The 19,701-nt window shown below is 71.2% G+C and carries 23 protein-coding genes; 11 read left to right on the forward strand and 12 right to left on the reverse strand.

Features of this window, described 5'->3' with window-relative positions; all coding sequences use genetic code 11:
- Positions 1 to 159 precede the first annotated feature (159 nt).
- Positions 160 to 1,734 carry an acyl-CoA synthetase gene (locus tag ACQP1N_RS33035; protein ID WP_067802509.1) on the reverse strand — a complete coding sequence of 525 codons (1,575 nt, stop codon included), beginning with the start codon at positions 1,732 to 1,734 and terminating at the stop codon, positions 160 to 162.
- A gap of 211 nt (positions 1,735 to 1,945) precedes the next feature.
- On the opposite strand from ACQP1N_RS33035, the gene sigE reads away from it, so the two are divergent.
- On the forward strand, positions 1,946 to 2,476 hold the full coding sequence (sigE, locus tag ACQP1N_RS33040; protein WP_131732941.1) for an RNA polymerase sigma factor SigE: 531 nt from the start codon (positions 1,946 to 1,948) through the stop codon (positions 2,474 to 2,476).
- An 84-nt stretch (positions 2,477 to 2,560) separates the two neighbouring features.
- Here sigE and ACQP1N_RS33045 read toward each other — a convergent pair whose 3' ends face one another.
- Both ACQP1N_RS33045 and ACQP1N_RS33050 read right to left on the reverse strand, forming a co-directional pair.
- Positions 2,561 to 2,740: a hypothetical protein gene (locus ACQP1N_RS33045; RefSeq protein ID WP_433228193.1), complete on the reverse strand. Its 180-nt coding sequence runs from the start codon at positions 2,738 to 2,740 to the stop codon at positions 2,561 to 2,563.
- A gap of 101 nt (positions 2,741 to 2,841) precedes the next feature.
- Positions 2,842 to 3,111: a hypothetical protein gene (locus ACQP1N_RS33050; RefSeq protein ID WP_433228195.1), complete on the reverse strand. Its 270-nt coding sequence runs from the start codon at positions 3,109 to 3,111 to the stop codon at positions 2,842 to 2,844.
- Positions 3,112 to 3,174: 63 nt separating this feature from the next.
- Between ACQP1N_RS33050 and ACQP1N_RS33055 the strand changes: the two genes are divergently transcribed.
- A complete protein-coding gene (locus tag ACQP1N_RS33055; protein WP_067802496.1) occupies positions 3,175 to 3,723 on the forward strand; it encodes a YceI family protein in 549 nt (182 codons plus the stop codon).
- A 9-nt stretch (positions 3,724 to 3,732) separates the two neighbouring features.
- Here the strand turns inward: ACQP1N_RS33055 and ACQP1N_RS33060 are convergent, their stop codons facing one another.
- On the reverse strand, positions 3,733 to 5,109 hold the full coding sequence (locus ACQP1N_RS33060) for a sensor histidine kinase (RefSeq protein ID WP_433228196.1): 1,377 nt from the start codon (positions 5,107 to 5,109) through the stop codon (positions 3,733 to 3,735).
- Between the two features lie 127 nt (positions 5,110 to 5,236).
- Between ACQP1N_RS33060 and ACQP1N_RS33065 the strand changes: the two genes are divergently transcribed.
- The 4 genes from ACQP1N_RS33065 to ACQP1N_RS33080 all read left to right on the forward strand — a co-directional run bounded on the left by ACQP1N_RS33065 (position 5,237) and on the right by ACQP1N_RS33080 (position 10,197).
- The gene (locus tag ACQP1N_RS33065) at positions 5,237 to 6,706 is read left to right on the forward strand and encodes a glutamate--cysteine ligase (protein ID WP_067802488.1); all 1,470 of its coding nucleotides are present in this window, start codon (positions 5,237 to 5,239) and stop codon (positions 6,704 to 6,706) included.
- Between the two features lie 154 nt (positions 6,707 to 6,860).
- A complete protein-coding gene (locus ACQP1N_RS33070) occupies positions 6,861 to 7,547 on the forward strand; it encodes a response regulator transcription factor (RefSeq protein WP_433228198.1) in 687 nt (228 codons plus the stop codon).
- Positions 7,544 to 8,593: a HAMP domain-containing sensor histidine kinase gene (locus ACQP1N_RS33075; protein WP_067802486.1), complete on the forward strand. Its 1,050-nt coding sequence runs from the start codon at positions 7,544 to 7,546 to the stop codon at positions 8,591 to 8,593. Before ACQP1N_RS33070 ends, ACQP1N_RS33075 begins: the two co-directional genes overlap by 4 nt.
- Positions 8,594 to 8,697: 104 nt before the next feature.
- Positions 8,698 to 10,197, forward strand: coding sequence for a DUF4153 domain-containing protein (locus tag ACQP1N_RS33080; RefSeq protein ID WP_433228199.1), 1,500 nt, complete (start codon positions 8,698 to 8,700; stop codon positions 10,195 to 10,197).
- Here the strand turns inward: ACQP1N_RS33080 and ACQP1N_RS33085 are convergent.
- From ACQP1N_RS33085 to ACQP1N_RS33095, 3 genes are all read right to left on the reverse strand, one after another.
- Positions 10,178 to 10,726, reverse strand: a complete 549-nt coding sequence (locus ACQP1N_RS33085) for an NUDIX domain-containing protein (protein ID WP_067802480.1) — start codon at positions 10,724 to 10,726, stop codon at positions 10,178 to 10,180. The genes ACQP1N_RS33080 and ACQP1N_RS33085 overlap by 20 nt on opposite strands.
- 145 nt (positions 10,727 to 10,871) lie before the next feature.
- Positions 10,872 to 12,080, reverse strand: a complete 1,209-nt coding sequence (locus ACQP1N_RS33090; protein ID WP_407642244.1) for a helix-turn-helix domain-containing protein — start codon at positions 12,078 to 12,080, stop codon at positions 10,872 to 10,874.
- 304 nt (positions 12,081 to 12,384) lie between these two features.
- Positions 12,385 to 13,548, reverse strand: a complete 1,164-nt coding sequence (locus ACQP1N_RS33095; RefSeq protein WP_433228201.1) for an MFS transporter — start codon at positions 13,546 to 13,548, stop codon at positions 12,385 to 12,387.
- A gap of 116 nt (positions 13,549 to 13,664) precedes the next feature.
- On the opposite strand from ACQP1N_RS33095, the gene ACQP1N_RS33100 reads away from it, so the two are divergent.
- Entirely contained in the window at positions 13,665 to 14,024 is a 360-nt protein-coding gene (locus ACQP1N_RS33100; protein ID WP_433228202.1) for a type II toxin-antitoxin system RelE/ParE family toxin, read from the forward strand.
- Positions 14,025 to 14,027: 3 nt separating this feature from the next.
- Entirely contained in the window at positions 14,028 to 14,324 is a 297-nt protein-coding gene (locus tag ACQP1N_RS33105) for a helix-turn-helix domain-containing protein (protein WP_433228203.1), read from the forward strand.
- Between the two features lie 43 nt (positions 14,325 to 14,367).
- Here the strand turns inward: ACQP1N_RS33105 and ACQP1N_RS33110 are convergent, their stop codons facing one another.
- The 3 genes from ACQP1N_RS33110 to ACQP1N_RS33120 are packed head-to-tail and all read right to left on the reverse strand — an operon-like array spanning position 14,368 to position 15,766.
- Positions 14,368 to 14,664: a DUF397 domain-containing protein gene (locus tag ACQP1N_RS33110; protein WP_433228205.1), complete on the reverse strand. Its 297-nt coding sequence runs from the start codon at positions 14,662 to 14,664 to the stop codon at positions 14,368 to 14,370.
- Positions 14,661 to 14,945, reverse strand: a complete 285-nt coding sequence (locus ACQP1N_RS33115) for a DUF397 domain-containing protein (protein ID WP_433228207.1) — start codon at positions 14,943 to 14,945, stop codon at positions 14,661 to 14,663. Before ACQP1N_RS33115 ends, ACQP1N_RS33110 begins: the two co-directional genes overlap by 4 nt.
- Positions 14,942 to 15,766 carry a helix-turn-helix domain-containing protein gene (locus ACQP1N_RS33120; RefSeq protein WP_433228208.1) on the reverse strand — a complete coding sequence of 275 codons (825 nt, stop codon included), beginning with the start codon at positions 15,764 to 15,766 and terminating at the stop codon, positions 14,942 to 14,944. The genes ACQP1N_RS33115 and ACQP1N_RS33120 overlap by 4 nt, the downstream gene beginning before the upstream one ends.
- 148 nt (positions 15,767 to 15,914) lie before the next feature.
- Here ACQP1N_RS33120 and ACQP1N_RS33125 point away from each other — a divergent pair, with 148 nt between their 5' ends.
- Complete coding sequence (locus ACQP1N_RS33125) at positions 15,915 to 16,154, forward strand: hypothetical protein (RefSeq protein WP_165488455.1); 240 nt, start codon at positions 15,915 to 15,917, stop codon at positions 16,152 to 16,154.
- Between the two features lie 50 nt (positions 16,155 to 16,204).
- Positions 16,205 to 16,552, forward strand: a complete 348-nt coding sequence (locus ACQP1N_RS33130; protein ID WP_433228210.1) for a hypothetical protein — start codon at positions 16,205 to 16,207, stop codon at positions 16,550 to 16,552.
- 44 nt (positions 16,553 to 16,596) lie between these two features.
- On the opposite strand, the gene ACQP1N_RS33135 is transcribed toward ACQP1N_RS33130, so the two are convergent.
- On the reverse strand, positions 16,597 to 17,601 hold the full coding sequence (locus tag ACQP1N_RS33135) for an NAD(P)-dependent oxidoreductase (RefSeq protein WP_433228212.1): 1,005 nt from the start codon (positions 17,599 to 17,601) through the stop codon (positions 16,597 to 16,599).
- Between the two features lie 13 nt (positions 17,602 to 17,614).
- On the opposite strand from ACQP1N_RS33135, the gene ACQP1N_RS33140 reads away from it, so the two are divergent.
- The gene (locus ACQP1N_RS33140; protein WP_217999836.1) at positions 17,615 to 18,217 is read left to right on the forward strand and encodes a TetR/AcrR family transcriptional regulator; all 603 of its coding nucleotides are present in this window, start codon (positions 17,615 to 17,617) and stop codon (positions 18,215 to 18,217) included.
- 130 nt (positions 18,218 to 18,347) lie between these two features.
- On the opposite strand, the gene ccrA is transcribed toward ACQP1N_RS33140, so the two are convergent.
- The gene (gene ccrA / locus ACQP1N_RS33145) at positions 18,348 to 19,682 is read right to left on the reverse strand and encodes a crotonyl-CoA carboxylase/reductase (protein ID WP_067802456.1); all 1,335 of its coding nucleotides are present in this window, start codon (positions 19,680 to 19,682) and stop codon (positions 18,348 to 18,350) included.
- Positions 19,683 to 19,701: the final 19 nt, after the last annotated feature.

The following is a 19,701-nucleotide window of genomic DNA, read 5'->3' on the forward strand; positions in this document are numbered from 1 at the left end:
AGCAGGCGATACCGTCGCGCGAGCGGTATCAGCCGATCCCCATTCATAGAGCGGGTAATCGCCGGAACGCGCCCAAGACACGCCCCATCGGCATCAATTGATTCTTGACCGGCGCACCGCCCGGAAAAGGCACCAAACCGTGGTATGGGCGCAGAAAACTTACTCCAGCACGCTTCGCGCCCACTTGTAGTCGGACTTGCCGACGGCCGTGCGCCGCACCTCGTCCACCAGCGTGATCTGGCGCGGGAGCTTGTATCCGGCGAGCCGGCCGCGGCAGTGCTCGGTGAGCCCCTCCAGCGTGACCGTCGCGCCGGGACGGGGCGCGACGACGGCGGCGACACGCTGCCCGAACCGCTCGTCGGCCAGTCCCACGACGACCGCGTCGTCCACGTCGGGGTGGTCCTTGAGCGCGACCTCGACCTCCTCCGGGTACACCTTCTCACCGCCCGTGTTGATCACGAGGGAGCCGCGGCCGAGGAGGGTGATCGTGCCGTCCTCCTCCAGGGTCGCGAAGTCGCCCGGGACCGACCAGCGGGTGCCGTCGGCGGCGGTGAAGAACGTCGACGCCGTCTTCTCCGGGGCGTTGTAGTAGCCGAGCGGGATGTGGCCGCTGCGGGCGAGTTTGCCGATCTCGCCGGGCTTGACCATGTTGAGGTCGTCGTCCAGGACGGTGATGCCCGGCTTCATCATGAACCGGGCCGTGCCCTCCGCGGCGCCGACGGACGGCCCGCACGCGCCGGTCTCCGAGGCGCCGTAGTTGTCGAGGAACATGATGTCGGGGAGGCGGTCCCGCAGCGCCCGCTTGGCGCCCTCGGTGAGCGGGGCGCCGCCCGACGCGATCGCCATCAGCGAGGACGTGTCGTACCCGCCGCTCGCCAGCGCCTTCGCGACCGGCCGCGCCATGACGTCGCCGACCAGCATCAGCACGTTCGCCCGCTCCTCGGCGAGCAGCCGCAGCGCCTCGCCGGCGTCGAACGCGTGGTCGGTGTAAAGGACGACCTTGGCGCCGCTGAACAGGCCCATGAGCGCGACCCACTGGCCGGCGCCGTGCATGACGGGCGCGCAGTCGAGGACGGCCATCGCGGGCTGGCCGGCGTTGGCGGCCAGTTCCTCCGGGGCACCGATCGGGTCGCCGAGGGCGTTCCCGCCGCCGAGTGCGCCGAAGAAGATGTCCTCGCAGCGCCACTCGACGCCCTTCGGGTAGCCGGTCGTGCCGCCCGTGTACATGATGTAGCGGTCGTCGCTGGAACGTTCCGGGAAGTCGTCGCCGGGGTCGGCCTCCGCAAGGGCCCGCTCGTACCCGACCGCGTCCGGGATCTCGGCCGCGGAGCCGTCCTCCAGGACGACGACGTGCCGCAGCTTCGGCAGCCCGTCCCGGATCTCCTGCACCTTCTCCAGAAGCGAACGCTCCCCGATCAGCGCGGCCGAGTCCGAGTCGGCCAGCACATGCCGCAGTTCCGCGGCCACGTACCGGTAGTTCACCGGGACGGGCACGGCACGGATCTTGAACGCGCCGAACATCGCCTCGATCCACTCGGCGCGGTTGTGGGCGAGGATCGCGACGTGCTCGCCCGGCCGCACGCCGGCCGCCGCGAGATGGTGCCCCACCCGGCTCGCGCGTTCGCTGAGCTGCCCGTACGTCCGCCGTTCGGCCCCGGCGACGAGGGCCGGACGGTCCGGGCCCGCCGCGGCCAGGATTTCGAGCAGGTCGGCCAGGTTGTAGCTTCGCGCCATACCGCGTCCTCGCAGGGGGTCGGGGTGGGGACTGCCCCGATCCTCCTGGCGAACCCCATCCTTGTCGACAGTCCGTCCAATGAGATGAGTCACATCCCACATCGCCTTATCCGGCCACGTACGAGGTCCTTACACGGTGCTTATCTGGGTACCGGCATGCTTGGCCGTAACAATTCTGTATCAGACAGGGGTAGTGGTGAGCGCAGGCGCGATGGCGTGGACCCCGCCGACGTGGGAGGAGATCGTCAGCGAGCACTCGACCCGGGTGTTCCGGCTGGCGTACCGGCTGACCGGCAACCGGCACGACGCCGAGGACCTGACGCAGGACGTCTTCATCCGCGTCTTCCGCTCGCTGTCGTCCTACAGCCCCGGCACGTTCGAGGGCTGGCTGCACCGGATCACGACGAACCTGTTCCTCGACCGCGCCCGCCGCAAGCAGCGCATCCGGTTCGACGCCCTCGGCGACGACGCCGCCGACCGCCTGCAGGGCCGCGAGCCGACGCCCGCGCAGGCCTACGACGACCGCCACCTCGACGCCGACATCCAGAAGGCGCTGGACGCCCTCGCCCCCGAATACCGCGCCGCCGTCGTCCTGTGCGACATCGAGGGGCTCTCCTACGAGGAGATCGCCGCGTCCCTGAACGTCAAGCTCGGCACCGTCCGCTCCCGCATCCACCGAGGCCGCGCCCAACTCCGGAGCGCCCTGGAACACCGCCGCCCCGCCGAAGCCACCCAACCCTGACCCCGCCCACCGGGCTGGTCACGCCGTGTCCAGGGCGTGGCCGGCGTCCTCGGCCAGGTCGGTGACCGTTGACGGCGCGCCCGCTCAGCGCAGCGACGCCACCAGCCGGCCGAGCCGTTCCGACCCGATCCGCGTGGCGATCGCCTCGTACAGGTCGTACACGCGGCCGACCGATCCGGCCCGCAGCCGCTGCGCCGCCTGCGCCAGGCCGATCATCGTCCCGATGTGGCCGCGCCGCTCGGCGATGTACCCCTGCCATGACATGACCGACCGACCAGCTGCCGGTCGTCGATCTCCGTCGCCCATTCCAGGGTGCGGCCGAGCCACTTCAGACCGTCGGCGTACCGGCCGACGTTGGTGTGCAGTCAGCCGGCGAACTGCGCCCACTGCGCGGCGACGTCGAGCAGGTCCCGCCGGACGGCCCCGCGGGCGTCGGCCACCATGCCCTCGATGGCGCGGAGCTGTGCGCGGACCGCGGGGACGACGGCCGCCGACCCGATGGAGTCCTCCAGGCGCCGTTGCCCGGCCAGCACGCGGGCGAGCGACTCGACCGTGGCGAGATCGACGCGCGAGGGCCTGGCCGCCGTGTCCCCGAGCGGGGGCGACCGGCGCCGGAAACAAGACGGGATTGACATGTGTTTAAGCGTCAACTAACTTTCGATGTTAGTTGAAGGTTCAATTCACTCGCGGGAGTCACCATGAGCATCGCCGCCGTCGCGCCCGAACTGACCACCGGGACCTGGAACATCGATCCCGGGCACTCCGAGGTCACCTTCGTCATCCGGCACCTGATGACCAAGGTGCGTGGCACGTTCACCCAGTTCTCCGGCACCGTGCGGATCGACGAGGACCTGGCGCGGTCGACCGCGGCGGCCGAGATCGAGGTCGCCTCGCTCGACACCCGGAACCCCGACCGGGACGCGCACGTGCGCACCGCCGACGTCCTGGACGTCGAGAAGTACCCCACCATGACCTTCGCGACCACGGGCGTGCGCGCCGAGGGCGACGGTCATTTCCTGGACGGCGAGCTGACGATCAAGGGCGTCACCCGGCCGGTCACCCTGTCGGTCGAGTTCAACGGAGTCGCCGAGGACCCCTGGGGCGGGACGCGCACCGGCTTCTCCGCCGCGACCACGATCAACCGCAGGGACTGGGGCATCGAGTTCAACATTCCGCTGAAGGGCGAGAAGGCCCTGCTCGGCGACAAGGTCGACATCCAGCTTGAGATCCAGGCCGTCCGCGTCTGAGCCGCCGCGTCAGGCAGGGCCGCCCGTTTTCGGGCGGCCCTTTTCGGTGCTCAGGGGCAGGCGGAGCGCGAAACAGGCGCCGGACGGGTGAGGCTCGGCCCGGATCGTCCCGCCGTGCGCGCCGGCGATCTCCCGGGCGATGGCGAGGCCGAGGCCGGCGCCGCCCGCGCCGCGGCTGCGGGCGGCGTCGAGGCGGGTGAAGCGCTCGAAGACGCGTTCCCGGTCGGCGGGCGCGATGCCCACGCCGTCGTCGGTGACGGTGAGCAGCGCCTGCCCGTCCTCCCTGGTCACCCGGACGGTGATGGACGAGTCGGCGTAGCGTTCGGCGTTGTCCAGCAGGTTGCCCAGCAGCCGGACGAGCTGCGTCGGCACCCCGAGGACCGTCACCCCGGGCGTGAGCTCCGTGACGATCTTCGGGGTGAACGAGCGGCGGGCGACCTCGGTCTTCACCAGCATGGACAGGTCGACCGGCTCCCGCGCCGTCCCGGCGGTGCCGATGCGGGTGAGCAGCAGCAGGTCGGTGACGATCGACTCCAGCCGGTCGGTGTCGCGCAGCGCCGACCCGACGACCTCCCGCAGGTCGGTGTCGTCGGGATGCGCCGCGGCGTCCTCCAGGTTCGCGCGGAGCGCGGCGATCGGGGTCCGCAGCTCGTGGGAGGCGTCGGCCGCGAACTGCCGCTGCCGTCCGACCGACCCTTCCAGCCGGTCGAGCGTCGCGTTCGCGGTGCGGGCGAGCTGCGCGATCTCGTCCTGCCCGGACGGCTGGGGGACGCGGCGGCTCAGGTCGGTGGCGCTGATCTCGGCGAGCTGGGCGCGGATCGCCTCGACCGGGCCGAGGGTGCGGCCGACGACCTGCCAGGTGATCCACGCGGAGGACCCCGCGAACAGCAGGACGCCGGTACCGAGCACCGCCTCCAGCACCCCGTCCACCAGGTAGGACGGCATTTGCTGTGACGCGTACACGACGACGGAGTCGGGCGTGGTGCTGACCCGGATGGCCTCGATGACGAGGCATTCACGTTTCGGCCAGGAACCGTGACACTCGGTGAAGTCGCGGATCCGCTGGTTGCTCGACGGCCAGACTCCGCTCACCGGCGGGCGGCCCGCCGCGGCGGGTGTCGCGTTCGTCACGAGCCCGCCGGGCTCGACGACCTGGATCAGGACGCGGCCCCGGGTGTCGTCGGGGATCACGCGCTTCAGCGTTCCGTCGCGGAGGGCGCCGCTGACCCTCCGGGCGCCCGCCTGCGTCTCCTGGAGGCGGTCGGTCCTGACGGCGCCGCGCACGGCGAGGTCGACGACGGCCGCCGTGATCCCGAACACGAGCGCGGCGATCACGGCGGCGATAAGCGTGTCCCTGGCCCTGATGGACCGGGGGCGCATGCGCATGGCTCCTCCTGGGCCCCACGCTACCGGCGGTCCCAAACGACAGCCCGAAACCACTGCCGGGTTTTCACCTTCCCTTACTGGGACATCCCGTTTTATGACGGTTCCTCCGAAGCACAGGGACGGACACATGGGCAGGGACGTGGCTTCGGTCACCATCAGCGGCGAGGACCGGCGGCGGTATCGCGAGAAGGTTCGCAGGTGCCTCGACGTGCTGGCCCGCATGCTGGGCGAATCCCAGTTCGACTTCGAGCGCCCCCATATCGGGCTGGAGATCGAACTCAACCTGATCGACTCACTCGGCGATCCGCTGATGCGCAACGCGGACGTCCTCAAGGCGATCGCCGACCCGGCCTGGGCGACGGAGCTCGGCCAGTTCAACCTGGAGATCAACATCCCGCCCCGCGAACTCGGCGGGGAGAGCACCGGCGAACTGGAGGCGGAGGTCCGCGAGCATCTGCGGCACGCCGACGACCGCGCCCGCGAGGTCGGCGGCCGGCTCCTCATGATCGGCATCCTGCCCACCCTGCGGCGGACCGACATCGGCGAGGAGACCCTGTCCGCCAACGCCCGCTACAAGATGCTGAACGACCAGATCTTCGCGGCGCGCGGCGAGGAGATGCGCATCGACATCGGCGGGGCGGAGCCGCTGCACATGCACGCCGACACGATCATCCCCGAGGCCGCCTGTACCAGCGTCCAGTTCCATCTCCAGGTCAGCCCCGACCAGTTCGGCGCCTACTGGAACGCCGCACAGGCCATCGCCGGCGCCCAGGTCGCGGTCGGCGCCAACTCCCCGTTCCTGTTCGGGCACCGGCTCTTCCACGAGACCCGCATCACGCTGTTCGAGCAGGCCACCGACACCCGTCCGGACGAGCTGAAGACGCAGGGCGTCCGGCCCCGCGTCTGGTTCGGCGAACGCTGGATCACCTCCGTGTTCGACCTGTTCGAGGAGAACACCCGCTACTTCCCGTCCCTGCTGCCGCTCTGCGACGAGGAGGACCCGCGGAAGGTCCTGGACGACGGCGGCATCCCCGAACTCGGCGAACTCACCCTCCACAACGGGACGATCTACCGCTGGAACCGCCCCATCTACGCGGTCGTCAAGGGCCGCCCCCACCTGCGCATCGAGAACCGGGTCCTGCCGGCGGGGCCGACCGTCGCCGACGTCGTCGCCAACGGCGCCTTCTACTACGGCATCATCCGGATGCTCGCCGAGGCCGACCGGCCCGTCTGGACCCGCATGTCCTTCGCCACCGCCGAGGAGAACCTCCACCGCGCCGCCCGCGACGGCCTCGACGCCACCCTCTACTGGCCCGGTGTGGGCGAGGTCCCGGCGGCCGAACTCGTCCTGCGCAAACTCCTCCCCCTCGCCCACGAGGGCCTCGACCGCTGGGGCGTCGACCCGGCCCGCCGCGACCGCCTCCTCGGCATCATCGAACGCCGCTGCGTCACCGGGCAGACCGGCGCCGCCTGGCAGATCGCCACCGTCGACTCCATCGAGCGCTCGTCGGGCGCCTCACGCCACGACGCCCTCCGCATGATGACCCGCGCCTACGCGCACAACATGCGGGAAAACGCGCCCGTGCACACCTGGTGAGCCGGAGCGGCCCGCCGACGTCCCCGGCCCGTGCACGGTGGCCGGGGATCCGGCGGTCCCGGGGGCGCTGACGCGTGCCCCGCTCCGGAACCGACACAGATCCTCCACATTTCCGGCCCGGCGCCCGCATATCCGGCTTCTAGAGTCAGGGTTCGTGACTGGGAACGAGACTCGGGTCCTCGTGGTCGAGGACGAGCCGACGATCGCGCGGGCGGTGGCGGACCGGCTGGCGGCGGAGGGCTTCGGCGTCCAGGTGGCCGGGGACGGCCCGTCGGCGGTCGAGCGGGCCCGCGCGTACGAGCCGCATCTCATCGTGCTGGACGTCATGCTGCCCGGGTTCGACGGGCTGGAGGTGTGCCGGCGCGTCCAGGCGGAGCGTCCCGTCCCGGTGGTGATGCTGACGGCGCGCGACGACGAGACCGACCTGCTCGTGGGGCTCGGCGTGGGCGCCGACGACTACGTGACCAAGCCGTTCAGCATGCGGGAACTGGTCGCGCGCATCCGGGCGGTGCTGCGGCGGGTCGAGCGGCCCGCGATGGGCGCCGCGGACGGCGCGGTGCGGGCCGGGGGGCTGGAGGTCGACCGGCGGGCCCGGCGGGTCCGCCGGGACGGCCGCGAGGTGCATCTCACCCCGACCGAGTTCGACCTGCTCGCGTGCCTGCTGCGCAACCGGGGGGCGGTGCTGACCCGCGCCGTCCTGCTGGAGCAGGTGTGGGACTGGGCGGACGCGTCCGGAACCCGCGTCGTCGACAGCCATGTGAAGGCGCTGCGGCGCAAGCTGGGGCCGGGCCTGATCCGGACGGTGCACGGCGTCGGCTACAGCCTGGAGGCCGCGTCGTGACCGCCGCCGTCCACAGGCTGTGGGCACGGCTGCCCCGGCCGCTGGACCCGCTCCGGTCCATCAAGGTCAAGTTCGGCGTCGTGGTCGTCGTGACCGCGTGCATCGCCGTCCTGATCGTCCTGTGGGGGTATCCGCTGGGGTTCCGCGCGCGGCAGACGACGCCGGTCGGCGTGCTCATCTCGCTGGTCGTGACCCAGTTGCTGGCGCACGGGATGACGGCGCCGCTGCGGGAGATGACGGCGGCGGCGCGGGCGATGGCGCGCGGCGACTACGGCCGGCGGGTGCGGGCGACGTCGCGGGACGAGGTCGGCGAACTGGCGCAGGCGTTCAACCGGATGGCCGCCGACCTCGCCGAGGTGGACCGGCAGCGCCGCGAGTTCGTCGCGAACGTCTCGCACGAGCTGCGCACCCCCATCAGCGCGCTGCGGGCCGTCCTGGAGAACGTCGCGGACGGCGTCACGCCCGCGACCCCGGACGTCCTGGAAACGGCCCTCGACCAGACCGAACGGCTCGGGCGCCTGGTCACCCAGCTTCTCGACCTGTCGCGGGTCGAGGCCGGGGCGGCGGTCCTGGACCTGGCCGACATCGATGTCGCCGCCTTCGTGGACGACGTCACGGCCGAGGCGTCCGCGGGCCGTCCGGACGCGGTGTTCGAGTCGGACGTCACGCCCGGCCTGCACGCCACCGCCGACCGCGACCGGCTCCACCAGGTCGTCGCGAACCTGCTCGACAACGCCGCCCGGCACGGCCCCGCCGGCCGCCCCGTCACGATCACCGCGCGGCCGGGGAACGAACCGGGCGGGCTGGTCATCGAAGTGACCGATGAGGGACCCGGCATTCCCCCCGAGGAGCGCGCCCGCGTGTTCGAGCGCTTCTCGCGCGGCTCCGTGCCGGGGTCCGGGACACCGGGCGGCGGCACCGGCCTCGGCCTCGCCATCGCCCGCTGGGCCACCGGTCTGCACGGCGGCGACATCACCGTCCTGGACACCCCGACCGGCTGCCGCATCCGCGTCGTGATCCCCCCGATCATCGGAGAACCCGCATGACGAACCCGCCCGGTTTCCCACCCGCCCCCGGTTTCCCACCCGCCCCCGGATTTGCGCCGCCGCGACAGGTCCCTTACAAGCCGACAAAGATCGAGCAAGCGCTGATGAGCTGGAAGCGGCCCGCGCGGCCCATGTCGGCGGCGCTGCTGGCGGGGACGGTGACCGCCGGGGTGATCGGGGCGGTCGCGGTCGGGCCGGCGCTGGGCAACGGGCCGTTCGGGGTCGGGGTCCTCATCGCCGCCGCGGCCGTCGCTTACGTGTCGGGCGCGTCGGCGTGGTCGGCGGGACGGATCGTGCGGCCCGCGGCCGGGAGGCGCGGGGCGCGCGTCAACCGCACCGCGATCGCGTTCGTGCTGCTCGCGGTGGGCCTGTCGGCGACCGCGGTGTACCGGGACGCGGGGTGGGTCGTCAGCACCGCGCTGCTGCTCGCCGTCGCCATCGGCTCGTACGGGGTGTCGGGCGGGCGGTCCTGGCCCGAGGTCCTGTTCGGCGGCCTCGCGGTCCTGCCGGCGACCGTCCGCGTGGTCCCGTGGATGGGACGGGGCGCCTACGGGATCGCCGCGTCGGACAAGAGCAACGCCTGGCCGATCATCCGGACGGGCCTGATCGCGGCCGGGCTGCTCGCCGTGTTCGGCGGCCTGTTCGTGGGGGCGGACGCGGCGTTCGGCACCCTCGCCGCGGGCCTCCTCCCCGAAGTGTCGCCGGCCTCGGTCGTCCTGGACGGGGTCGCGGGGTTCGCGGTGCTGCTGCTGGCGTCCGCCGGCGCGTTCCTCGGGCAGGCGCCGCCGCCGCTGCACCTGCTGATCCCCGAGCGCGCCAAGCCCGCCGGACGCTGGTCGTGGGCGGTGCCGATCGCCGCGCTCGACCTGCTGTTCCTGACGTTCTGCACGATCCAGGCCCGGGTGGCCCTCGCCGACGACAAGGACAAGATCCTGCGCTCGGCCGGCCTCACCTACGCCGAGTACGCGCACCAGGGGTTCTTCCAGCTGGTCATCGTGACCGTGCTCGTGCTGGCCGTCGTCGCCGTCGCCCGGCGGTACGCGCCGGCGGGGAACCGGGCCGACCGGGTCACCGTCCGGGTGCTGCTGGGGCTGCTGTCCGCGCTGACCCTCGTGGTCGTCGGCGTCGCGCTGCGGCGGCTCTACCTGTACGAGGAGACGTTCGGCTGGACGAGGCTGCGCCTGTGGGTCCACGCGTTCGAGCTGTGGCTCGGCGTCGTCGTGGTGCTCGTCGCGGTCGCCGGGGTCGTCAGGGGTCGGGTGCCCTGGCTGCCGCGCGCGGTCGCCGCCAGCGGCGCGATCGCGATGATCGTCCTCGCGGTGCTCAACCCGGACCGGTTCATCGCCGAGCACAACGTCGCCCGCCACGCCGAGACCGGCAAGATCGACGTCTCGTATCTGCGGGGGCTGTCCGCCGACGCCGTCCCGGCCCTGGACAGGCTGCCCGAGCCGGAACGGTCCTGCGCGCTGAGCGGCCTCGTCTACCGGCTCGATGACGCCGAACCGGCGATGAGCGCCAACCTCGCCCGCGCCCGCGCCCGCGCGATCCTGAAGCGGCGTCCCGCCGACACGTCGCTGAGCTGCTTCAGCGCGACTCATCCATGAGGAGCAGGGCGTACGCGGCGAGGGTCGAGTCGTCGGTGATGCGGCCCGCCCGGATCAGCGCCCGGAACTCCTCCCGGGAGATCCACTTCTGCCGCATGTCCTGCTCCTCGGGCTCCCGGTCGGCGTTCCCGGCCTCCAGGCCGGACGCGGCGAAGACGTTGAAGCCCTGGCCGCTCGTCCCATGCGCGCAGTGCAGGTGGCCGAGGTGCTTCAGCGTGCCGGCGCGGAGCCCCGTCTCCTGGGCGAGCTCAAGCCGGGCGAGCTCCTCGGGGTCGGCGTCCTGCCGGTCGGGGAGCGAGCCCTGCGGGAAGTTCCATGTGCGCTTCCCGATCGGGTACCGGTACTCCTCGACGAGATGGAACCCGTCGTCCTCCAGCGGGATGACCACCACGAAGTCCGGTTTGTCGACGACGCCGTAGATGCCGCGCGAGCCGTCCGGCCGCTCGACCTCGTCCTCCCGGACGACCATCCAGGGGTTCTCGTAGACGACCCGCGTGCCGACCTGGCGGACGGCGGGCTCTTCGGTCATGTCAGCTCCCGGCCCATAGTGGTGGACGAGTTCACGCCGACCGCGGCCCGGCAGGGCACCTCGACGGCACGGCCATCCTGATCGTAGGCGCGGCACGGCGAGGGGGACGGGCGTGCCCGTCCCCCTCGCCTTCGGCCACGTCCGGTCAGCCGCGCCGGAAGGTGACGACCTCCCCGGAGTCGCCGACCGCCTCGCGGGCCGGCGGGATGATCCGCTCGCCCGCGTTGTCGGCCAGCAGCGCGCGGGCCCGCAGCACGATCTCCAGGTCGAAGCGGAGATCGGGGTCCAGCAACTGGTCGCCGAACAGCTCCTCCAGCTGGCGCAGCCGGTACCGGACGGTCTGCGGGTGGACGTGCAGCCGCATCGCGACCTCGTTGGCGTTGCGTCCCGACTGGAGCCACGCCAGCAGCGTCTCGGCGAGCCGGTCCTGCTGGCTGGGCCGCAGATGCGCGAGCGGCGCGAGACGCAGGTCGGCGAGCGAGGTGATGAGCCCCTCGTCCTGGAACAGGATCAGCGTGGACATGTGCTCCACGCTGCGGATCACGCCGCTCTCCGCCTCGATCACGCCGCGCTGGACGAGGCACAGCGTCTTGCGCGCCCACTGGATGGAACGTGCCGCCTCCATCAGCGGAACCGTGGGGCCGACGACGGCGAGCGTCCCGGCCAGCGCCCGGTCGACGAGCTTGGCCCGGCCCGGCCCGTCCGGGTCGGGGATGATCAGGCTGGGGGTGCGGCGGGTCAGGTCGGCCAGCACGTCCGGGGGGAACGCGGGCTGGCGGCCGCCCTGGTGGGGACGGCCGAGCGCGACCGCGGCGACCGTGCGCGGGACGGGCCAGTGCGCGGCGGCGGCGAGATCGGCGATGGCCTCCTGCGCGGCCGGCGGGTCGGCGAGCAGCAGGTCCAGCAGGCGTTTGCGGCGGCGCTGCATCTCCCCCGCGACGGCGGCCTTGGCCTGCGAGAACCCTTCGGCGGCGGCGTGCGCCAGCTCGTCTTGGAACTGCATCAGGACCTCGCCGGCGGCGCCGAGCGTGCGCGGCGGCACCCGGAGCGTCTCGGCGCCCTCGGTCATCCGGCGCCACGCCACCATGCCGCCGACCCGCATCGCGGTCTGCATGGCGTCGAGGCTGCGTCCCTCACCGGCCTCGCCACGGCCGATGGCGCGGAAGAAGTCGGTCACCGGGGCGGGATCATGAGCGGGATCGGCCACCCGGTCCACGAAGTAGTGGAGTACCCGCTCGACGGCGAGCCGCAGGGTCCCCGAGTAGGAGCCGTCCCCCGGCCGGTCGTACTCCCTGACGCGCGTCTGGATCTCCTGGATCATGTCGTCCGCCACCTCGTCGAGGTGGGGTCGCATGTGATCCGCCAGTTCCCTCGGCAGATCCGCCCACGGGCGCCCGTTGTTGGTCGAACCGTCGTCCGACACAGCACCTCCCCCTGCTCGTCCCCCACAGTGCCGCGCCATACACAGAGGGTAATTACTTACTTATGGGACCTGTGTGAGGCAAATCATGACCCCTTCCGCGCCCAAGCGCAAAGTTTAAGTTGCCCTCCGACCAGCATCGGCCGACGAAATGACAACCAACCGCCAGGAATCCGACGGCTGCGGCGGGACGGCTGGACGGCGCGTGCGCCGGAGTCGCCCCGCGATCGTGTGCTCCTCACTCCTTCGTCAAGGCCGCACCCGCCGGTTCGCCGGCGGCCCGCGCGCCACCCGGGACGGTGCGCGAGTTCTTCCCGCCGGTGCCGAGCATGACGAGCAGCGAAGCCCCCGTCAGCGCCACACCGAACCACACGACGCTCGTGACGCCCAGATGATCGGCGAACAGCCCGCCGAAGAGCGCGCCGAGCGCGATGGACGTGTTGTAGGCCATGGTGTTGAGCGACATCGCGGCTTCGAAGGTCTCGGGCGCGGCGGCGAGCGTCATGTTGACCTGGGAGAGCTGCACGACGCCGAAGGAGACCCCCCAGAGGATCAGCGCGAGGATCGAGCCGGCCGGTTCGCCGCCGATCGCGAGCAACAGCAGCAGGGACGCCACCAGCCCCGCGCAGCCGACGATGAAGCTGCCCCGCGGGCTCCTGTTCACCGTGTATCCGGCGATGAAGTTCCCGGCCGCGCCTCCGGCGCCGAAGAGCATCAGCACCACGGTGATGAAGACGGGCGAGGCGGAGGCGCTGCTCTCCAGGAACGGGCGCACGAACGTGTAGGCCCCGAAGTGGCCGAGCACGAAGAGCACGACGATGAACAGCACGCGGCGCAGCGGCACGTTCCGGCGCGGCAGCCCGAAGACCTCCCGGACCGGGACCGCGTTCGCCGACGGCAGCGACGGGACGGCGGCGGCCACCGCGAGGAACACCAGCAGGCTGAGGCCCGCCCAGATGAGGAACGTGATCCGCCAGGTGGTGAGGTTCTCCAGGGCCGTCCCCAGCGGGATGCCCACGACCGTGGCGATCGAGATGCCGGACATCACGATCGCGGCCGCCCGGCTGGCGTGACGTTCCGGGACGAGACGCATCGCCATGCTCACGCCGATCGCCCAGAACACGCCGCTCGCGAATCCCATGATGAGCCGCGTCGCCAGGACCACCGGGTAGTTCGGCGAGACGGCGGTGATCAGGTTTCCCAGGGCCAGGACCGCCAGCAGCGCGGACAGCAGCACGCGCCGGTTGACGCGCCTCGTCCACGCCACGATGAACGTCACGGCCAGCCCGGCGGAGACGCCGTACAGGGTCACCATGAGCGCGGCGACTCCCACCGGGACGCCCAGGCTCGTGCTCAGCGGGGTGAGCAGGCCGACGGGCATCAGTTCCGTCGTGAGGAACACGAAGAGACTCGCCGTGATCGCGGCGACCCCCAGCCATGCCCGTGCGGCCGAGCACCCGAGCCCCTGTTCATCAAACTGACCACATGATAGCGTTCGATGCATATAGCGTTCGATGCATGGAGCTGTATGACGTCGAGATCGAGCCTGAAGTCCGCGATTGGCTGGACTCCCTCACCGATCGGAACTTCGGTCGTGTCGAGTGGTTCGTCGCGCTCCTCGCGGAGAACGCCGAGACTCTGGGAGAGCCGTGGTCACGGCATCTCGGCGATGGGGTTCGAGAGTTACGCCTCCACCTGCACCCACACGAGGTGCGCATCACCTACTGGCTCGCGCCTGGCCGTCGGGTGGTCCTGCTCACGGTCTTCTATAAGGCGAAGGAACGCGAGATCGCGGAGGTGGAGCGGGCGATACGAGCGCGTGAGCAGTGCGAAGCCGAACACGGCCATGCACGGGAGGACTACATCAGGGAGGCATGAGACGTGACGCAGAAGGACAGCCCACACGAGCGGTGGGCTCCCGGGGCAGGGCGCGACAACGACGAGGTGCGGGCAGGGCGTGAAGAGGCTCGCCTGGCGTTCGAACTGGGAAATGCCGTCCGGCAGCGCCGCCTTGCCCTGGGGCTGACGCAGACCGAACTCGCCGAAAGGGCCGGGCTGACCCAGCCCGCCCTCTCCAGGCTGGAGTCGGGAGGCCCGACCCCGACGATCGGTGTCCTCGACCGGCTCGCACACGCCCTCGGAGCCAAACTCAAGGTGGAGTTCACCGACGCGGCCTGACCGAGACGAGTCCCCGTCGAGGCGAACGGGGCCTCGTCACCGATCAACTGTGGGCCAGGTCGTGAACACCGGCCGCGACGCGGCGGGCGAACGCCCGCCACTCGGCGGCAGCGAAGGCCAGCTTCGGCCCGTCCGGGTCCTTGGAATCCCGAACCGCCACCACCGGCGCAACCTTCGCGACCTCAACGCAGTCGCCACCATGATGATCACTGCGGCTCGCCTTGCGCCACGCCTCGGCGGACACCTGCGGAACACTCCCGACCTCGACACAGTTGCCGCCCTCATGACCGCTGCGGCTCGCCTTGCGCCAGATCACGGCCGATAAATCCACCATGGTCATCCGTACCGCTCGGCCCTGACACGGCGGCTGAACGCCCGCCACTCGGCAGCAGCAAAGATCAGCTTCGGCCCGTCCGGATCCTTGGAATCCCGAACCGCCACCACCCGCGCGGCCTTCGCGACCTCGACACAGTCGCCGCCCTCATGACCGCTGCGACTCGCCTTGCGCCACGCCTCAGCAGGCACCTGCGGAACACTCCCGACCTCCACGCAAGCGCCGCCCTCATGACCGCTGCGGCTCGCCTTGCGCCAGATCACGGCTGACAGATCAAGTGTGGTCATCCGTACTCCTCCATGACGCTCTTGATCAGGGTCCGCGATTCTTCGACGCGAAGCGCGTCACCTCGCAGTGAGTTGTACCTTACTGCGAAGCTTGCGACGATTCGCGGTTCCGTGATGAGCATCCCCTGTCCCGCGATCTCGCCGTAGACGATATCTGGCGCATTGGTGAAGCTCAGGATGGTGAAACTTCCCGTGAGCCCCTGGTAGTACCGCGTGCTCAGCGGGACGACGTCGATCGAGATATTGGGTCGTTCGCCCAGCGCGAGAAGGTGTGCCAGTTGGCCGCGCATGACGTCAGGGTCGGCGATGTCGCGCCGGAGCGCCGACTCGTCAAGGGTGAACCACGCGTTGGCCGCGTTCTCGCGGGTGAGGATTTCCTGCCGCTTGAGTCGCTCGGTGACGAGCCGGTCGGCGGTGTCCGGGTCCTGCTCGTGCCCAACGACCGCGCGCATGTAGTCCTCGGTTTGGAGAAGGCCGTAGATCAGCGTGAGCTCGAAGTTGCGCACCTGGCTGGCCTCGGTCTCGCGTTCCATGTACTCGGTGAAGCCGGGCGGGAGGATGGCCTGGTGGCGGGTGTCGATGATGCGCTTCCACAGCCGCTGGAAGAGGCCGTTGGTCTTGAAGAAGGTGTCCAGGTTCTCCGCGAACGTCTTGGACGGGATGCTTTTCGCGGATTCGAGCTGGCTGATCCATTGGGGCGTATAGCCGAGAGTCTCGGCGAGGGCCGTCTGGGTGAGTCCTGCTTCCGTTCGCCACGCCGTCAATTCAACGGCGAATGTCTGAATTGCGGGGGCTTCATATGGTTCGCTACGCGTTCCCATCGGGGGCTCCTTGAGAAACCGGTCCCTGGGTTTCGTTGATCTTCCGGGGGGTGGAGCGCGGCTCTTGACGCCTTGCTGGTCAGGAGCAATGCGCGCCGTGATTCTTATAACACATGCACCGCCAGCGATTACGACCACGGGATCTCCCTTGAAAGACACATCTTCGTTCGATGACCCCGCACTCGACCGGCTTCGTGAGGATTTTCCCGGGCACCACATTTGGCGTTCGCGTCGATGGGACGGGCGGCTCGGCGAATACGTCGCCACGCTTATCGACCCCAAGGCCGGGGTGGACGCGACCGTGATGCGCGCGGACCCGGTGGAGCTGCGGGCCGAACTGATGCGGGAGGCCGTCCGGGCGGGCGGCGCCTACCGGAACCTCCGGTGAGTTCATCACCGGAGCGGGCCGTCCGTCCCAGGACGGCCCCGGGGAGGGAGGTGGCGCGGCCGGCCGGGTTCCCCCCGTGCCCGCCGGTCGCGCCATCCCTTCTCGACACCTGGCGGGCGCGCCGTCACCTGAACCGGCTCGCCCTGCGGCTGCGGCGGGACGGTTGGACGGCCCGGCCCCGCTACGACCAATCCCCGCCGCTGCTGCGGGTGTTCGACCCGCGGGTCCCGTGCATCGGCGACAGCATCACGGCCGTCCGGGACGAGACCGGCTGGTGGTTCGTGTCGAGCACGGGAGACCGCCTGGCACCCTGCCCCGACCTGGACGGCGCGTGCGCCGGAGTCGCCCGGCTGCTCGTCCCGTGGGTCATCCGCGCCCTCGGCGACCGGACCCCCTGACCGGCGGGAAACTCCCCAGCCGACCGGAAGCCGGGTTCCGGGCTTCACCCACCGCTGAGCTCCGCACGTCCCCGGAGGGCGTCGGTCCGGGAGACGAGTGCGTGAATCACGGCGGCCATGTCGGACGGGCCGTGGCCCAGCGCCTGGGTTTCGCGGTAGAGGGCGTGGCAGGCGTCCAGGACGGGCGAGGCGACGCCGGCCCGGCGGGCGGCTTCGGCGATGAGGCGGTTGTTGTCCAGGACGTTGGTGATGGACGCCTGGACGGAGAAGTCGCGGGCGAGGAGCTTGCGCGCCTTGGCGCGGGACACGGTGCTGGCCATCGGGCCCGCGTCGAGGACCTCCAGCAGCCGCCGCCGGTCCAGGCCGTGCCGGTCGGCGAAATGGAACGACTCGGCCAGGCCGGTGACCATCGTGATCAGGAACAGGTTGACCGCGAGCTTCATCTCCAGCCCATGGGGAACGGGACCGCAGGCGAACGTCTGGCCGCACATCGGGGCGATCAGGGGGCGGACGAGGTCGACGTCCGCGGGTTCACCGGCCAGCATCGCGACCAGTTCGCCCGTCTCGGCGGGTCCGCGCGAGCCGGACACCGGAGCCTCGACGTAACGGCCGGTGGCCGCGCGGACATCGGCCTCCAGGTCGCGGGAGTAGCCCGGTGACGTGGTGCCCATGTGGACGATCACGCGTCCGGCGACATTCGCCGTGAAGCCGGGCGTGCCTCGTCCGAGGACGGCGTCGATGGCGGGGCCGTCGGCCAGCATGAGCAGCACCACGTCCGCGCTTCGGCACACCTCGGCGGGGCTGGACGCCACGGCCGCTCCCGCGGCGCGCAGCGCCTCGGTCCTGGCGGGGGTGCGGTTCCAGACGATCAGGCTGGTTCCGGCGCGGGCGAGGTTGAGCGCCATGGGGCGTCCCATGACGCCGAGTCCGATGAATCCGACGTTCGTGTCCACCTTCGCCTCCGGTCGTGGCTGGACCGCGCCCCGCCCGGGGTGGCGGCGGAGCGCTCGTGGGGACGTGCCGACCTTGCCGATTATGACAGCGGTCATGATAATGGTCCAGGTGAAGCCAGAAGTGGACGATCGAGGACCTCGGGAGCGGATGGTCTTCAGCGCCGCGCAGCTCATCCGCCGGAACGGGGTCACCGCCACGGGGCTGCGGGAGGTCGCCGCCCACGCCGGCGCGCCGCGCGGGTCGCTCCAGCACTATTTCCCGGGCGGCAAGGAGCAGTTGGTGAACGAGGCCGTGGAGTGGGCCGGCCGCTACGCCGCCGCGCGCGTCGACCGCTTCATGGCCTCCATGTCCCGTCCCACGCCGGGCGGGCTTTTCGCGGCGATGGTGCGGCAGTGGACGGAGGAGTTCCGGTCGGCGGGCTTCGCGGGCGGCTGCCCGGTCGCCGCGGCGACGGTCGACTGCGCGGACTCCGCCGCCTCGACCCGCGCCGCCACCGCCGCCGCGTTCGCGTGCTGGCGCCGTCCGATCGCCCGGGAACTGACCGCGATGGGCGTCCCGTCCCGCCGGGCCGGCGCACTCGCGACGCTCATGGTCGGTGCCCTGGAGGGCGCGATCCTCATGGCCAAGGCCGAACAGAACGTCCGCCCCCTGACGGCCGTCGCCCGCGAACTCGGCCCCTACCTGGACTCCTGCGCCGAACCCGGCCCGTGATCCGGTTCCGCGACCGGCCGCGACGACGGGGGTGCTGAAGCACGTGGTGGACGAACGGCCGCCGCCCACCTGAGAGACGGAACGCCCGCCGGTCCGTGGCGGGAACCGGCGGGCGTCCACCCGGGGAAGGTCAGCGGCGGTAGAGGGACAGCTTCTCCTCGCCGATGCGCTCGCGCAGGGCCGGATCGTCCACGCCCTGCCCCTCCGCGGTCGCCCCGCACAGGACGGCGACCTTGCCGACGTGCTGGTTCGTCTGGACGGCGCGGGTCGCCTCCCCGGCCTCCTCCAGCGGGAACACCTTCGACAGCGTCGGGTGGATCATGCCGAGGCCGAACAGGCGGTTCACCTCGACGGCCTCGTGGTAGTTGAAGCCGTGCGAGCCGATGATGCTCTTCAGCCGCATCCACAGGAACCGGTTGTCGTACTCGTGCTTGTACCCGGTCGAGGAGCCGCAGGTGACGATCCTGCCGCCGCGCTTGGCGACGTAGACGGACGCGCCGAACGTCTCCCGGCCGAGGTACTCGAACACGATCCCGGGGTCCTCGCCGACGAGGGCGCGGATCGCCTCGCCGAGGACCCGTCCCGCCTTCGGATGGCGCAGGCCCTGCTCGCCCAGGTTCAGCTCGTTGCGGTTGATGACGTGCTCGCAGCCCTGCGCGCGGACGATCTCCGCCTTCTCCTCCGACGACACGACCCCCACCGGGATGCCGCCGCCGTTCCTGACGAGCTGCGTCGCGAACGAGCCGAGCCCGCCCGTCGCGCCCCAGATCAGCACGACGTCGCCCTGCTTCATGCGGGCGCCGTGCGTGCCGACGAGCATCCGGTAGGCGGTGGCGGCGCACAGGGTGTTGGAGCCCGCCTCCTCCCAGGTGAGGTGGGCGGGCTTGCGGATCAGCTGGTTCGCCTTGACGATGCAGTACTCGCCGAGCGACCCGAAGTTCGTCTCGAAGCCCCAGGCGAGCTGGGTCTCCGACATCATGCCGTCGTCGTAGGAGCCGTGGTCCTCCTCGTCCACGTAGGACGGGGACAGGACGACCTTGTCGCCGACCTTCCAATGCTTCACGCCGCTGCCGGTACGGACGACGACACCGGCGCCGTCCGAGCCGAGGATGTGGTACGGCAGGTCGTGCCGGGCGCCGTACCAGCCCTGCCGGCCGAACTTCTCCAGGAACGCGAACGTCGGGATCGGCTCGAAGATCGCCGACCAGACGGTGTTGAAGTTGATCGCGGCGGACATCACCGCGACCACGCACTCGTCGGGCGCGATCTCCGGCATCTCGACCTCGCCGACGTGCAGGGAGCGGCGCACGTCCTTGTCGGTCTGGCCCTCGAAGATCCCGACCTCGTCCTTGCGGGTGAACGCGGCGCGGAAACGGGTCGGCAGGTCGATCTCCTGCAGCTCGGGGCCGCTCGCACCGGAGCGGACGGCGTCGAGCAGGTCATGGGACGGGCCGGGGTGGGCCATGGAATGTCCTCCGTGGAAC

The sequence above is a fragment of the Actinomadura formosensis genome (assembly GCF_050948385.1).
Lineage (GTDB): Bacteria > Actinomycetota > Actinomycetes > Streptosporangiales > Streptosporangiaceae > Spirillospora > Spirillospora formosensis.